This is a genomic window from Rhodococcus sp. WB9, from assembly GCF_007558985.1.
GTDB classification, from domain to species: Bacteria; Actinomycetota; Actinomycetes; order Mycobacteriales; family Mycobacteriaceae; genus Rhodococcus_F; species Rhodococcus_F opacus.
The window spans coordinates 7641568-7655386 of sequence record NZ_CP041769.1; the positions used below are offsets into that span (position 1 = coordinate 7641568).

Consider the following 13819-nt stretch of genomic DNA (forward strand, 5'->3'; position numbering starts at 1 on the left):
TGGGATCGGAGCGAGGCCGATCACGCAGTGGTGAAGCGAATCAGTTGACCGGGTCGAGCCTGGGCGATCCGGTCGATGTCCTCGTCCGCGACGACGCCGATGACGGGATACCCGCCCGAGATGGGATGGTCCGCGAGGAAGACGACGGGCTGTCCGCTCGGCGGAACCTGGATGGAGCCGAGCGCGACACCTTCGGTGGGGAGTTCGGCCTCGGACGTCCGCACCAGTGCCGGCGAGTCGCCGTGCCGGTTCAGGCGCGCCCCGATGCGATCGGTGTCCGGGGACACGGCCCACACTCCCGTGGTCAACGCTTCGGGGTTGGTGAACCAGTCGTCGCGGGGGCCGTCGATGACCCGCACCGACAGCGTTCCCGCGTCCATCGGGGGGACGGGCGCGACGTCGACGTTCGGGAAGTTCGTCGCCGCGGTCCCGACGGGCAGAACATCGTTGGGTTTCAACGCTTCCGGACCGATTCCGGAGAGGGTGTCGGTGCTGCGGGAACCGAGCACGTCCGGCACCGCGACGCCACCGCGGACGCCGACGTAGCTGCGCAGGCCGACCTGCGCGTACTGCAGGCGCAGCGTCTGTCCCGGCTGCATCACGATGACGCTCGCGTGCCCCATCGGGATTCCGTCGAGCAGCGCCGTCGCGGGTGCACCGGTGACGGCGACGATGGTCACCTGCGGCGCCCGGAGGGCGAGGCCGCCCATCAACACCTCGATGCACGCGCTGTTCTCGTCGTTCCCGACCAGCCGATTGGCCAGCTTCGCGGACCCGCGGTCGGCGGCGCCGGACACGCCCACACCCGAACTCAGGTAGCCGGGGCGGCCCAGATCCTGGATCAGGCTGAGCGGACCCGTTTCGAGTACTTCGAGTTCACTCACAGTGTTTCCTCGTCGACGAATCGGACGCGACGCCCCGGCTGCAGCAGCGCCGGAGGGTTCGCGTCGAGGTTCCACATCGGGGAGTCCGTCGTTCCGATGATCTGCCACCCGCCGGGTGAAGACCGGGGATACACCGCGCCGTAGCCACCCGCGAGGGCCACGGACCCGGCGGGCACCACGGTGCGGGACTGGGCCCGCCGTGGCACGGTGAGCCGGTCGTCGCCGCAACTCAGGTAGGCGAAACCCGGTGCGAATCCGATGAACACACAACGCCAGGTGGACGCCGTGTGGGCAGCGATCACGTCCTCGCGGCTCACCCGCAGATGGCCGGCGACGTCGGCGAGATCGGCGCCGTCGTAGCGGACCGGGATGGTGACCGGCTCGGATTCGGATGCGCGGCTGTCCTCGTGGACCTCGAGTCCGACGGTCATCGTCCGCAGCGCGCGGCGCACCTCGTCGAGGTCGGTCCGCGGTGTCGTGGTCACGAGCACCGTCCGCGCCGCGGGAAGCACGTCCTCCACACCCGGGACCGGGGTGCGGCGGAGGCGTTCGGTCAGCGACACCACGAACGGTTCCGACTCCAGTTCGACGAGGAGGGCCCGGTTGCCCGCCGGAAGGATTCGAGTGCCGGCGCTCGGGGTGGTCATGCGAAGGCCCCGAGCGTGACGTCGGCACTCTCCAGGGCGTGCCGGACCTGGCGGGCCGTGCGCACGGATCCGGGCGAGTCACCGTGCACGCAGATGCTGTGCACCGACACCGCGACGTCGTCACCGTCGATCGACTCCACCGTTCCGCTGGACACCATGCGCACGGCCTGGGCGGCGGCGACATCGGGATCGTCGATGACGGCGCCGGTCACCGAGCGCGGGGTCAACGTGCCCGCGGCGGTGTAGCGGCGGTCGGCGAAACCCTCGGCGACGAATTCGATGCCGTGGGTTTCCGCCGCGCGCTGCAACTGCGAGCCGGGTGGGCCCATCAGCGCGAGCGGTTCGGTGAACCGGTCGATGGCCGACGCGATCGCCTCGGCCCGCCCATAGTCGAGCGCGGCGGAATTGTAGAGCGCACCATGCGGTTTGACGTACGACACACGGGACCCGGCGGCACGTGCGAACCCGGCGAGCGCGCCGATCTGGTACAGCGTCTCGTCGCGCAGATCCGCCGGCGACACCGAAAGTTCCCGACGGCCGAATCCGGCCAGATCCCGGAAACCCACGTGCGCACCGATCGCGACGTTGCGCTCGGCCGCACCCTCGCAGGCCCGGCGGATGATCATCGGATCCCCCGCATGAAAACCGCACGCGATGTTCGCGCTGGTGACGATGTCGAGGAGGGCCTCGTCGTCCGCCAGGGCCCACTGCCCGAAACCCTCACCGAGGTCGCAGTTCAGATCAATGCGCATCGGGAACCTCCAGGACGTACTCGCTGTCCGGGGTGTCGGTGATCAGCATGTACCCGGGCGCATGGGTGATCGCGAACGGCAACCGGGACGCCATCACCGCCGCCTGCGGGGTGACCCCGCAGGCCCAGAACACCGGCACGTCACCGGGCTCGAAGTTCACCGGATCACCGAAGTCGGGGGCCGCGACATCGGCGATGCCGAGTTCCGCGGGATCACCGATGTGCACGGGCCCACCGTGGACAGCAGGCATCCGCGCCGAGATCGCCACGGCGAGAGCCACCTGATGTTCGGGAACGGGTCGCATCGACACCACCATCGGTCCGCTCATCCGGCCTGCGGGCCTGCACTCACGGTTGGTCACGAACATCGGGACGTTGCTGCCCTGCTCGACGTGCCGCAGCGGCACCCCGGCAGCGGCCACCGGGTGCTCGAACGTGAAACTGCACCCGATGTGGAAGGCCACGAGGTCGTCCCGCCACAACCCCGACACGTCCGCGGTCTCGTCGGCCAGTTCGCCGTCCTTCCACACCCGGTACAGCGGCAGGTCCGTGGTGATGTCGGCGCCGGGGGCGAGCATCGTCGTGCGGGAGCCGACGTCGCCGACGTCGAGGACGGGGCACGGCTTGGGGTTCCGCTGCGTGAACAGCAGAACATCGTAGGCCCAGTCCTCCGGTACGGCGATGAGATTCGTCTGGGCGAATCCGGGCGCCAGACCGGCGGTCGGGGTGACGCGTCCCGAACGGAACGCGGAGCGGAGGTCGGCCGGTGAGTCAGTCAAGTTGGATCCCGCGGGTCTCGGGGAGGAAGAACAGGGCGAAGACGGCGATGGCGTATCCGAGCGCACCGAAGATCATCGCGCCGCCGATACCCAGCTGGGTGGCCGCCAGGAAACCGACGACCGCCGGGAACACGGCGCCGACCGCGCGGCCGAAGTTGTACGTGAAGCCCTGGCCCGTGCCGCGGGACTGCGTCGGGTACAGCTCGGACAGGAACGATCCGAATCCACTGAAGATCGCCGACGTGCAGAAGCCGAGGGGGAAGCCCAGGATGAGGATCAACGTGTTCGCGCCCTCGGGCACCTGGGTGTAACCCACCATGAAGACGGCCGACAGTGCCGCGAACAGCTGCATGGTCCGCTTGCGTCCCAGCTTGTCGGTGAGGATGCCGCCGCTGACGTAACCGAGGAACGCACCCGAGATCAGGATGGCGAGGTAGCCGCCGGTGCCGACGACGTCGAGTCCGCGTGAGGTCTTCAGGAAGGTGGGCAGCCAGGACGCCAGCGTGTAGTAGCCGCCCTGCACGCCGGTGGCGAGCAGCGACGCGAGCACGGTGGTCTTGAGCAGTCCGCCGCGGAAGATCGCGGCGAACGAGCCGGTCTCCTTGCCTGCGGACTCACGACGTTTCGTGACGACCTCGGGATCCTTCAGATTCCGGCGAACCCAGATGATGAGGAACGCGGGCAGGACACCGGTGAAGAACAGCACTCGCCACGCGACGTCCGGATCGAACAGCTGGAAGACGACCGTGTAGACGATCACCGCCAGCGCCCAGCCCACTGCCCACGCGCTCTGGACGAACGCCACGGCCCGGCCCCGGTACTCGGCCCGGGCGTACTCGGCCACCAGAATCGCACCCGCCGCCCACTCGCCGCCGAAGCCGAGGCCCTGGAAGGCGCGGAAGACGAGTAGCGTCTCGAAGTTCTGCGCGAAGCCGCACAGCACCGTGAAGACCGTGTATGTCGCGACGGTGACCTGGAGGGTCCGAACTCGGCCGATCTTGTCGACGAGGATGCCGGCGAGGGCTCCGCCGAGCGCGGACACGACCAGCGTCACCGTCGTCAGCAGCCCGGCCTGTCCGGTGGTGAGGCCGAAGTAGGCGGCGATGGCCGCGAGGCCGAGCGGGAGGACCTGGAAGTCGTAGGAGTCGAGTCCGTACCCGCCGAACGCGCCGATGAAGGCTCTCTTTCCCTTCGGTCCGAGGGTGCGGAACCAGTCGAAGGGGCGCGCCTGCGCGACCTCGGTCTGTGTATCTGTGGTCATGGCACCTCGCCTGAAGAAGGGATGTAACTGCCGGAAGAAGCGGTGTAACTCCCATCACGTTACAAATCGTTCAACGATCCTGCAATACCCTGAGAGGATCGTTTAACATGGAAGTCATCGCGGAACCGAGCTCACAACTATGATTGCGGTCGAGATCGAAACCTGAGGAGTGGACTTGACCAGCTCGAATGCCCTTCGCGGCGATGCGCATTCCCGCCTGGCCGCTCACCGCGGCCTGCTCGAACGCACCAGCAGGACCACCCGGGTGGCCGGCATTCTGCGGGACGCGATCATCGACGGAACGTTCCGACCAGGGGCGCGTCTCTCCGAACCCGACATCTGCGCCGCCCTCGACGTCTCCCGCAACACGGTGCGCGAGGCCTTCCAGATCCTGATCGAAGACCGACTGGTCGCGCACGAACTCAACCGCGGCGTCTTCGTCCGCGTGCCCACGGCCGAGGACATCACCGAGCTGTACATCTGCCGCCGCGTCGTCGAATGCGCGGGCGTCAACGGATTCGACCCCGCCACCGGCGACCTGTCGCGCGTGGCCGAGGCCCTGGACCTGGCCGACGAGCGGTACGCCGTCGAGGACTGGACCGGAGTCGGCACCGCCGACATCCACTTCCACAGCGCCCTCGCGAGCCTCAACAACAGCAATCGCATCGACGAACTGATGCGCAGTGTGTGGAACGAGGCGCGGCTCGTCTTCCACGTCATGGACGACGCCCACCGATTCCACGGCCCGTACCTCACCCGCAATCACGAGATCTACGACGCACTGGTCGCGGGCAACACCGAAGCCGCAGGTCAGCTACTCAAGACCTACCTCGAAGACGCCGAGGCGCAGATCCTCGAGGCGTACTGAGGCGCTTCGCGCTCGTGCGCCTTTCTGGTAGCTGGAGCAACCACAAAGGCGCACGGGTGCGAAGCACCTAGCGAATCAGCCCGTAGAAGCCCTCGATGTGCGCCCGCACCAGGCCGGCGGCCTCGGCACCGTGGCCGTCACGAAGGGCGGCGACGATGCCGCGGTGCTCGCAGCGGAGGTGGGTCGCGACTGCAGGCCAGTCGTCGAGAAGCGGAACGGCCTGCATGACGTAGCCGTGAATGGAGTCGCGGAGCGAAACCATCATCGCCTCGACGAGGACGTTGCCCGCGAGTCCGGCCATCGCGACGTGCAGGTCGGCGTCGAGCCGATGGAACGCCTCGGGTGAGAGCCCCTCGTCGTCCATTGCGTCGAGCAGCGTGTCGATGGCCGAGAAGTCGAGGTCGCGGGCCTGCCCGGCGGCTTCCTGCACCGCCCACGACTCGAGCAGCGTGCGCGTCTGGACCACATCGCGGATCGGCAGCGTGCGCGTCGCCATGTGCAGTCGGAGGGCCGCGCCGATGGATGCGGCCGGGTCGGCGGCCACGATCGCGCCTGCGTCCGGTCCGGACCCGACGGCGGTGCGGACGATGCCCATCGCCTCGAGCACGCGCATGGCCTCGCGGACGGACGAGCGTCCGACGCCGAGTTCCTCCGCGAGTGCGCGTTCGGCCGGTAGGCGCCCGCCGACGGTGAGTTTGCCGGCCGCCAGATCCTGCTCGATGCGGTGCAGGACGACCTCGTGTGTGCGCACGAAGAAAGTTTACCTGGTGTGGTCTGACCACAGTGCGCTAGTGTGGTCAGACCACAGCCCAGCCCGGTTGGAGTACCCGATGAGAATCGCCCTGTTCGCCACGTGCCTGGCGGATGCCCTGTTCCCCGAATCCGCCAAGTCGACGGTCCACCTCCTCGAGCGACTCGGCCACGAGGTCGTGTTCCCGCCGAAGCAGACGTGCTGCGGGCAGATGCACGTCAACACCGGCTACCAGGCCGAGGCGCTGCCGCTCGTCCGTCACCACGTGGAAGCGTTCGAGAGCGGACCGTCCTGGGATGTCGCGGTGGCGCCGTCCGGTTCCTGCGTCGGATCCGTCCGGCACCAGCACGCCATGGTCGCCCGCCGGTACGGCGACGAATCGCTCGCGACGCGCGCCGAGGAGGTCGCATCCCGGACGTACGAACTGTCGGAACTGCTCGTCGACGTCCTCGACGTCACCGACGTCGGCGCCTACTACCCCCACCGGGTGACGTACCACCCGACGTGCCACTCGCTGCGGATGCTCCGCGTCGCCGACAAGCCGCTGCAACTGCTACGCGCGGTGCGGGGGATGACGCTGATCGAGCTCCCCGCGGCCGAATCCTGTTGCGGTTTCGGCGGAACGTTCGCGCTGAAGAACTCCGAGACGTCGACCGCGATGCTCGCCGACAAGATGGGCAACGTCCTGAGCACGGGCGCCGAGGTGTGCAGCGCCGGCGACTCGTCCTGCCTGATGCACATCGGCGGCGGACTGTCCCGGCTGCGCAGCGGGGTCCGCACCGTCCATCTCGCCGAGATCCTGGCGAGCACCGAGAAGATCGGGAGCAACGCATGACCACGTTCCTCGGCTCACCCACCTTCCATGCGGGCACCGGAAACATCCGGGGCACAGAATCTTTCCCCGACGCGGCGCGGAAATCACTCGCCGACACCCAGCTGCGCGCCAATCTCGGCGCGGCCACCACCACCATCCGCAACAAGCGCATCGCCGCGGTCGCCGAGGTCGACGACTGGGAGGAACTGCGCCGGGCGGGCAGCGCCCTGAAGGCGAACGTGATGGCGCGACTCCCCGAACTGCTCGTGCAGTTCGAGGAGAACGTCACCGCCCGCGGCGGCACCGTCCACTGGGCGCGCGACTCGGAGGAGGCGAACCGGATCATCACCGACCTCGTGCGGGCCACCGGCTCCGACGAGGTCGTGAAGGTCAAGTCGATGGCCACTCAGGAGACGGGCCTCAACGAGCACCTCGAGGAGAACGGGATCGCGGCGATCGAAACCGACCTCGCCGAACTCATCGTCCAACTCGGCGAGGACAAGCCGAGCCACATCCTCGTTCCCGCCATCCACCGCAACCGTGCCGAGATCCGCGAGATCTTCCTGAAATCGATGCCCGGCATCGACGAGGACATCACAGACGACCCGCGGGTGCTGGCGATGGCCGCGCGGGCACATCTTCGGCGAAAGTTCCTCTCCGCGAAGGTGGCGATCAGCGGCGCGAACTTCGGGGTCGCGGAAACCGGGACCCTCGCGGTGGTGGAGTCGGAGGGCAACGGGCGGATGTGCCTCACCCTCCCCGACACCCTCATCACCCTCATGGGCATCGAGAAACTGGTCCCGACGTTCACCGACCTGGAGGTGTTCATGCAACTGCTGCCACGGTCGTCCACCGCCGAGCGGATGAACCCGTACACCTCCATGTGGACCGGGGTGCATCCCGGCGACGGCCCGCAGAACTTCCACGTCGTCCTCCTCGACAACGGTCGCACCAACGTCCTCGCCGACGACGTCGGGCGGTCGGCGCTCCACTGCATCCGCTGCAGCGCCTGCCTGAACGTGTGCCCCGTCTACGAGCGGGCGGGCGGTCACGCGTACGGGTCGGTGTACCCCGGCCCGATCGGCGCGATCCTCAGCCCGCAACTCACCGGGACCACCGGTCACGACGACCCGAATGCCTCGCTGCCGTTCGCGTCGACGCTGTGCGGCGCCTGCTTCGATGCCTGCCCGGTGCGCATCGACATCCCCAGCATCCTGGTGCACCTGCGCGCGGAACAGGTCGACTCCGAGCGGCACGGGCTTCCGGGCGGCCAGGACCTCGCGATGAAGGCCGCGGGCTTCGTGATGGGGTCGGAAAAGCGGTTCGCCGCCGCCGAGACGGCGTCCAAGATCGGCCGGGTGCTGGGCGCCAAGAAGGGACGCATCACGTCGCTCCCATACCCGGGGTCGAAGTGGACCGCGAGCCGCGACCTCCCCTCACCGCCGAAGGAGACCTTTCGGCAATGGTGGGCCCGCACTCACGAGGACACGACACGATGACCGCACGCGAAGAGATCCTGACCCGGATCCGGTCGGCGCTCGCCGAAGCGCCCGCTCCCGAACCCGTTCCCCGCGACTACCACCGGCAGCCCGCGTCGAGACCCGGGGACGTCGAGTTCTTCGCCCACACCGTCGACGACTACCGTGCGCAGGTCCACCGCGCCGAGGAGGGGACGGTCGCCGAGGTCGTCACCGGGCTGATCGCGGAGGGGGCGCGCGCCGTCGTCCCGCCGGACCTGCCGCTGTCGTGGCGGCCGCGACGTGACGTCGTCGTCGACGGGGAACCCGCCGAACTGTCGACGCTCGAACTCGACGCGCTCGACGTGGTCGTCACCGGCTGCACCCTCGGGATCGCCGCCACCGGGACGATCGTGCTCGACGGCGGCGCCGGTCAGGGGCGGCGGGCGCTGACCCTGGTCCCGGATCACCACATCTGCATCGTGCGCACCGATCAGATCGTCGACACCGTGCCGCAGGCCTTCCAGACCCTCCAGGCGACCAAGCCGCTGACGTTCATCAGCGGTCCCAGCGCCACCAGCGACATCGAACTCAACCGCGTCGAGGGCGTCCACGGTCCCCGGACGCTGGACGTCGTCATAGTGCGCTGACGCGCCTGTGCGCCCTTTTGGTAGTCCCGGGTACCAAAAAGGCTCACGGGGCGCGGAGCGCCCTCGCGGCCAGATCGGCGGTGGCGCGGACGATCTCCGCGCCGCCGAACATCACGTCGTCGTTGTGTCCCGCCCCGGCCAGCACGACCGTTTCCACCGGGCCGAGCGCCGCATCGGCCACGCGTGCACTGTGCTCCGGTGGGACGACGATGTCGGCGGTGCCGTAGACGACGGTGGTGGGCACACCGAGGCGTGCGACGTACTCCGCGACGGGGAATCGATCGCGCAGCAGCAGCCGGACCGGCAGGAACGGGTAGTGCGCTGCGCCGACGGACGCGAGGTCGACGAACGGCGACCGGAGCAGCAGGCCCGCCGGTGGATGCTCGCTGGCGAGTTCGGTGACGACGCCGGTGCCGAGGCTTTCCCCGAAGTAGAGCAGCCGCTCCGGCGGCACGCGACGCTCGTCGACGAGGTACCGGCGGGCCGCCCGGACGTCGAGTGCCAGCCCGTCCTCGCTGGGGTGCCCGGGGTTGCCTCCGTACCCGCGGTAGTCGAAGAGCAGCGAGGCGAAACCGGCGGCGGCGAGGTCCGACGCCAGCAGCGCCCGGTCGGCCCTGTTGCCGGCGTTCCCGGCGGCCACGAGCACGGTCATCAGCGGATCCCCGCTCGCGGGTGGGACGTACCAGGCGCCGAGTTCGAGGCCGTCCGACGTGGTCAGCGTGACGTCCTCGGCCCCGGCGATCAGCCGGTCCGCGGGCGGCACCGGGGAGGGGTCGGGGTAATAGATCAGTCGTCGCTGCAACACCCACACGGCGGCGACCAGCAGAGCCACGACGAGGAGCGCCCCAACGCCGACGCGGATCATTGCCGAATCGGTGTTCCGGCCCACTCCAGCAACTCGGCGACGGGCAGGGTGTTGATCACGTCCGACGGCTCGACTCCGCGTTCGGCGGCGCGCTCGCAGGCGTAGCCCTGCCAGGCGAGCTGACCGGTGGTGTGCGCGTCGGTGTCGATGGAGAACTTGCACCCGCTGTTCAGCGCGAGGTCGATCAGGCGTCCCGGCGGGTCGCGGCGCTCGGGGCGGGAGTTGATCTCGACCGCGGTGCCGTACTCGCGGCACGCCTCGAATACCCGTTCCGCGTCGAACTTCGATTCGGGCCGCGGCCCCCGCGCACCCTCGACGAGCCGGCCGGTGCAGTGCCCGAGGACGTCGACGTGCGGGGACTTCACGGCCTGCAGCATCCGCTTGGTCGTCGTCGCCCGGTCGGTGTCCAGGTGCGAGTGCACGCTGGCCACCACGATGTCCAGGTCGGCGAGCAGGTCGTCGTCCTGGTCGAGGGAGCCGTCGACGAGAATGTCGACCTCGATGCCGGTCAGCACGCGGAACGGAGCGAGCTCCGCGTTCAGTTCGGCGACGACGCTCAGCTGGGAGAGCAGCTGCTCCGACGACATCCCGTTCGCGACCGTCAGTCGCGGCGAATGATCGGTGATCGCGCAGTACTCGTGGCCCAGGGCGGCCGCGCGGCGCATCATCTCCCGGATCGGGCACCGGCCGTCCGACCAGTCGGAATGGGTGTGCAGGTCGCCGCGGAGCGCGTCGAGCAGCTCCGTCCCGCCGAGGCCGATCGGCTCGGCCGCATTGCGCAGGTACGTCAGGTACAGCGGCACCGACTCGGCGCACTCACGGATGATCGCCGCGGCCTCGGACCCGATGTCGGGCGGCGACACCCAGCCGCGCTCCTCCAGATCGGCCAGCGCGTCCTCGTCCGCGTACGTCAGCACGTCGGCCGCCCGCCGGAATGCGGCGATCCTCGGTGCCTCGTCACGCGAGCGCTCGAGCCAGAACGCAATTTCCCGCAGCGCTTCGACGGGGTCCATCTTTCAATGGTGCACGGCTGCCGGGCTGCTGGCTAGGAGCAATTTCTGCCAGAACTTAGGCTCCCCTCGTTGTCCACACGTTCATACGAATGTTCCCTTCGTCTCGCTTACGACTTCTACGGTGCCGGAGTTGTCCACATTCGAATCGGGAGCCACGGTGAGCTTGAAACCCCTCGCACTGTTCGTCAATCACGACGGAGTGTCCTCGCGCGCGTCCGTCACCTGTCAGTACAAGTGCGGAAACGCGTGCTCCCACGACGTGCCCAACACCTCGCACGGCGAGTACTTCCGTGACATCGCCCGTACCGCGCTGTCGCGGCGCGGGATGCTGCGCGGGACGGGGATGGCCGTCCTCGCCGTCGGCGCGGGCAGTGCGCTGGTGGCCTGCTCGGACGACTCCGGCAGCGGAAGCGTCTCCGGCACGGGCGGTTCTGACGGTTCCGCGCCCGCCGGGACGAACTTCGACGCCGTCGCCCCCAACACCGAGGACGCCCTCGTCGTCCCCGAGGGGTACGAGCAGGCCGTCGTGATCCGCTGGGGCGACCCGGTGCTGCCCGGGGCTCCCGCGTTCGACTTCGACAACCAGACGGCGCAGGCGCAGGCGCAGCAGTTCGGGTTCAACAACGACTTCGCCGGTCTCCTGCCTGTCGAGGGCCAGCCGAACACCTTCCTGCTGGTGGTCAACCACGAGTACACCACCGAGCCGTTCATGTTCAAGGGCTACGACGCCGAGAACCCGTCACCGGAGCAGTTCCAGACCGCGCTCGCCGCCCACGGGCTGTCCGTGGTGCAGGTGAAGGGCGAATCCGCCTCCGGCACGCTCACTCCCGACTTCGGACCGTACAACCGGCGCATCACGGCGACTACGGAATTCGTCGTCACCGGCCCCGCCGCGGGCAGCGACTTCCTGAAGACGTCCGCGGACCCGACGGGCACGAAGGTGCTCGGCACGCTGAACAACTGTTCGGGTGGCGTGACTCCGTGGGGCACGGTGCTGTCGGGGGAGGAGAACTTCAACCAGTACTTCGCGAACGCCGAACTGGTCACCGATCCCGCCGTCGCCGCACGGCTGAAGCGGTACGGCGTCGAAGGCGCTGCGTCCGAGCGCAAGTGGGAACGGTTCGACAAGCGTTTCGACCTCGCCTCGGAGCCGAACGAGGTCAACCGCTTCGGGTACGTCGTCGAGCTCGACCCGTGGGACGCGGCGTCCGCACCCGTCAAGCACACGGCACTGGGCCGGTTCAAACACGAGGCCGCCACCATCCACGTCACCGACGACGGCACCGTCGTGGCGTACAGCGGCGACGACGAGCGCTTCGACTACATGTACAAGTTCGTCTCCAGCCGCAAGGTGATGGACGGCAGGAGTCAGGCCGCCGTGCGCCACAACATGACGCTGCTCGACGCGGGCACCCTGTACGTCGCGAAGTTCAGCGGCAACTCGGCGGACGAGATCGACGGGTCGGGCGCGCTGCCGGCGAGCGGCACGTTCGACGGCACCGGCGAGTGGATCCCGCTGCTGCGCACCGGTGAGGACGGCCGGGGCGAGTCGCTCGTCGACGGCATGAGCGCCGAAGAGGTGGCGGTGTTCACCCGTCAGGCCGGCGACAAGGTCGGTGCCACCAAGATGGACCGTCCCGAGGACTTCGAACCCAGCCCGACGACCGGCAAGGTGTACGTGGCGCTGACCAACAACACCAAGCGCGGCGTCGACGGCGCGGCGGCGGCCGACGAGGCCAACCCGCGGAACACCAACAAGAACGGCCAGGTCCTCGAACTCGCCGACGACCACGCCGGCACCGCGTTCACGTGGAACCTGCTGCTCGTCTGCGGTGACCCGAAGGAGGCCGACACCTACTTCGGCGGCTTCGACAAGGAGAGCGTCAGCCCGATCTCCTGCCCCGACAACCTGGCGTTCGATCCGCACGGCAACCTGTGGATCTCCACCGACGGCAACGCGCTGAAGTCCAACGACGGCCTGTTCAGCGTCGTTCTCGAGGGCCCGAACCGGGGGGAGACCAAGCAGTTCCTCACTGTGCCCAAGGGCGCCGAGACGTGCGGTCCGATCGTCGGCGACGAGCGGATCACGGTGTGCGTGCAGCACCCGGGGGAACTGGACGACGCGAGCGCCGACAACCCGGCGTCGCACTGGCCCGACGGCGGCGACGCGCAGCCGCGTCCCGCCGTCGTGGCGGTGTGGAAGTCGGGCGGCCGGATCGGCGTCTGACCCCATGTGAGTGGCAAAGTGTGCCCCCGCACGCTTTGCCACTCACATGGCGGGGGTGGGCGGACGCCCGAGCAGCGACTCGAGCAGCGCGCCGCCCGCGAGGAACCCGTACCGATCGTAGAACTCGAACATCGCGGCCAACCGGGCGCGACCGTCGTCCGTCAGGTTCCGCCCGTGCCGCGACATCCATTTGTCGACGGACACCTGCTTCACCGACACCGGCCCTCCCGACCGGTCGCACAGATCCCGGACGCTGAGGGCCTCCGGGCCGCCGAGTTCGTAGGTGGCGCCGTGGTGAATGTCGAGGCCCTCCAACAGCACTCGCGCGGCCACCTCCGCGACGTCGGCGAGCCGGACGAACGAGAACGTCGCGTCGGGACTGTAGGGCAGTTCGACGGTGCTTGCCGAACCGTCCAGGACCGCACCGAAGTTCTCGGCGTAGGCGCACGGTTGCAGGACGGTCCATCGCAGTCCGGAGGTCCGCAGGAGGTCCTCGCACACCGCCTTGTCGACGTGGTGGGGCATCGCCGGGGTGTACGGCCACGCGACGGAGTGGTAGACGACATGCTCGACGCCGGTATCGGCGGCGGCCGCGAGAACACGCCGCACGATCGCCGGCTCGTCGGGATGCACGTTGGGGGCGATGACGTACACGCCCCGGCAACCCGACAGCGCCTCGTCCAGTCCCGTACCCGTTTCGAGGTCGACGGCGAAGTCGCCGGGACGCCGGGCGGTGTGCACCACCCGGCGTACGTCGGCGAGCCCCTCGAGCGCCGCCACGACGGCGGCTCCGGTCTTCCCCGCGGCGCCGATGACGGCGATCTCGGCGCCGCGGGAGAGTGACTCGGTCAT

At 69.0% G+C, this 13819-nt stretch carries 14 protein-coding genes; 5 read left to right on the plus strand and 9 right to left on the minus strand.

Annotated features, from left to right (window positions below):
• Positions 1-20: 20 nt before the first annotated feature.
• The 5 genes from FND50_RS35675 to FND50_RS35695 are packed head-to-tail and all read right to left on the minus strand — an operon-like array spanning position 21 to position 4322.
• Complete coding sequence (locus FND50_RS35675) at positions 21-884, minus strand: biotin-dependent carboxyltransferase family protein (RefSeq protein WP_005570381.1); 864 nt, start codon at positions 882-884, stop codon at positions 21-23.
• The gene (locus tag FND50_RS35680; protein WP_144288895.1) at positions 881-1531 is read right to left on the minus strand and encodes an allophanate hydrolase subunit 1; all 651 of its coding nucleotides are present in this window, start codon (positions 1529-1531) and stop codon (positions 881-883) included. Before FND50_RS35680 ends, FND50_RS35675 begins: the two co-directional genes overlap by 4 nt.
• Positions 1528-2283 (minus strand): LamB/YcsF family protein, encoded by a 756-nt coding sequence (locus tag FND50_RS35685; RefSeq protein WP_144288896.1) that lies wholly within the window; start codon positions 2281-2283, stop codon positions 1528-1530. The genes FND50_RS35680 and FND50_RS35685 overlap by 4 nt, the downstream gene beginning before the upstream one ends.
• On the minus strand, positions 2273-3061 hold the full coding sequence (locus FND50_RS35690; protein ID WP_144288897.1) for a putative hydro-lyase: 789 nt from the start codon (positions 3059-3061) through the stop codon (positions 2273-2275). The genes FND50_RS35685 and FND50_RS35690 overlap by 11 nt, the downstream gene beginning before the upstream one ends.
• A complete protein-coding gene (locus tag FND50_RS35695; RefSeq protein WP_144288898.1) occupies positions 3054-4322 on the minus strand; it encodes an MFS transporter in 1269 nt (422 codons plus the stop codon). Before FND50_RS35695 ends, FND50_RS35690 begins: the two co-directional genes overlap by 8 nt.
• A gap of 169 nt (positions 4323-4491) precedes the next feature.
• Between FND50_RS35695 and FND50_RS35700 the strand changes: the two genes are divergently transcribed.
• Entirely contained in the window at positions 4492-5190 is a 699-nt protein-coding gene (locus FND50_RS35700; protein ID WP_144288899.1) for a GntR family transcriptional regulator, read from the plus strand.
• 67 nt (positions 5191-5257) lie between these two features.
• Here the strand turns inward: FND50_RS35700 and FND50_RS35705 are convergent, their stop codons facing one another.
• Positions 5258-5941, minus strand: coding sequence for a FadR/GntR family transcriptional regulator (locus tag FND50_RS35705; protein ID WP_144288900.1), 684 nt, complete (start codon positions 5939-5941; stop codon positions 5258-5260).
• A 79-nt stretch (positions 5942-6020) separates the two neighbouring features.
• Here FND50_RS35705 and FND50_RS35710 point away from each other — a divergent pair, with 79 nt between their 5' ends.
• From FND50_RS35710 to FND50_RS35720, 3 genes are read left to right on the plus strand one after another with little or no spacing between them, the layout of a single operon-like run.
• Positions 6021-6776, plus strand: coding sequence for a (Fe-S)-binding protein (locus tag FND50_RS35710; RefSeq protein ID WP_144288901.1), 756 nt, complete (start codon positions 6021-6023; stop codon positions 6774-6776).
• Complete coding sequence (locus FND50_RS35715) at positions 6773-8254, plus strand: LutB/LldF family L-lactate oxidation iron-sulfur protein (RefSeq protein ID WP_144288902.1); 1482 nt, start codon at positions 6773-6775, stop codon at positions 8252-8254. The genes FND50_RS35710 and FND50_RS35715 overlap by 4 nt, the downstream gene beginning before the upstream one ends.
• Positions 8251-8862 carry a lactate utilization protein C gene (locus FND50_RS35720; RefSeq protein WP_144288903.1) on the plus strand — a complete coding sequence of 204 codons (612 nt, stop codon included), beginning with the start codon at positions 8251-8253 and terminating at the stop codon, positions 8860-8862. The genes FND50_RS35715 and FND50_RS35720 overlap by 4 nt, the downstream gene beginning before the upstream one ends.
• Positions 8863-8905: 43 nt before the next feature.
• On the opposite strand, the gene FND50_RS35725 is transcribed toward FND50_RS35720, so the two are convergent.
• Positions 8906-9727 carry an alpha/beta hydrolase gene (locus FND50_RS35725; RefSeq protein WP_144288904.1) on the minus strand — a complete coding sequence of 274 codons (822 nt, stop codon included), beginning with the start codon at positions 9725-9727 and terminating at the stop codon, positions 8906-8908.
• Positions 9724-10740: a PHP domain-containing protein gene (locus tag FND50_RS35730; protein ID WP_005571238.1), complete on the minus strand. Its 1017-nt coding sequence runs from the start codon at positions 10738-10740 to the stop codon at positions 9724-9726. The genes FND50_RS35725 and FND50_RS35730 overlap by 4 nt, the downstream gene beginning before the upstream one ends.
• A 157-nt stretch (positions 10741-10897) precedes the next feature.
• Between FND50_RS35730 and FND50_RS35735 the strand changes: the two genes are divergently transcribed.
• On the plus strand, positions 10898-12967 hold the full coding sequence (locus FND50_RS35735) for a PhoX family phosphatase (RefSeq protein WP_144288905.1): 2070 nt from the start codon (positions 10898-10900) through the stop codon (positions 12965-12967).
• Positions 12968-13009: 42 nt separating this feature from the next.
• Here FND50_RS35735 and FND50_RS35740 read toward each other — a convergent pair whose 3' ends face one another.
• Positions 13010-13819: an NmrA family NAD(P)-binding protein gene (locus tag FND50_RS35740; protein ID WP_144288906.1), complete on the minus strand. Its 810-nt coding sequence runs from the start codon at positions 13817-13819 to the stop codon at positions 13010-13012.

Coding starts and splice junctions, on each gene's coding strand:
- FND50_RS35725 (WP_144288904.1), bottom strand. CDS start 9,727: ATGATCCGCGTCGGCGTTGGGGCGCTCCTCGTCGTGGCTCTGCTGGTC.
- FND50_RS35685 (WP_144288896.1), bottom strand. CDS start 2,283: ATGCGCATTGATCTGAACTGCGACCTCGGTGAGGGTTTCGGGCAGTGG.
- FND50_RS35680 (WP_144288895.1), bottom strand. CDS start 1,531: ATGACCACCCCGAGCGCCGGCACTCGAATCCTTCCGGCGGGCAACCGG.
- FND50_RS35730 (WP_005571238.1), bottom strand. CDS start 10,740: ATGGACCCCGTCGAAGCGCTGCGGGAAATTGCGTTCTGGCTCGAGCGC.
- FND50_RS35710 (WP_144288901.1), top strand. CDS start 6,021: ATGAGAATCGCCCTGTTCGCCACGTGCCTGGCGGATGCCCTGTTCCCC.
- FND50_RS35715 (WP_144288902.1), top strand. CDS start 6,773: ATGACCACGTTCCTCGGCTCACCCACCTTCCATGCGGGCACCGGAAAC.
- FND50_RS35740 (WP_144288906.1), bottom strand. CDS start 13,819: ATGACCGAGTCACTCTCCCGCGGCGCCGAGATCGCCGTCATCGGCGCC.
- FND50_RS35720 (WP_144288903.1), top strand. CDS start 8,251: ATGACCGCACGCGAAGAGATCCTGACCCGGATCCGGTCGGCGCTCGCC.
- FND50_RS35695 (WP_144288898.1), bottom strand. CDS start 4,322: ATGACCACAGATACACAGACCGAGGTCGCGCAGGCGCGCCCCTTCGAC.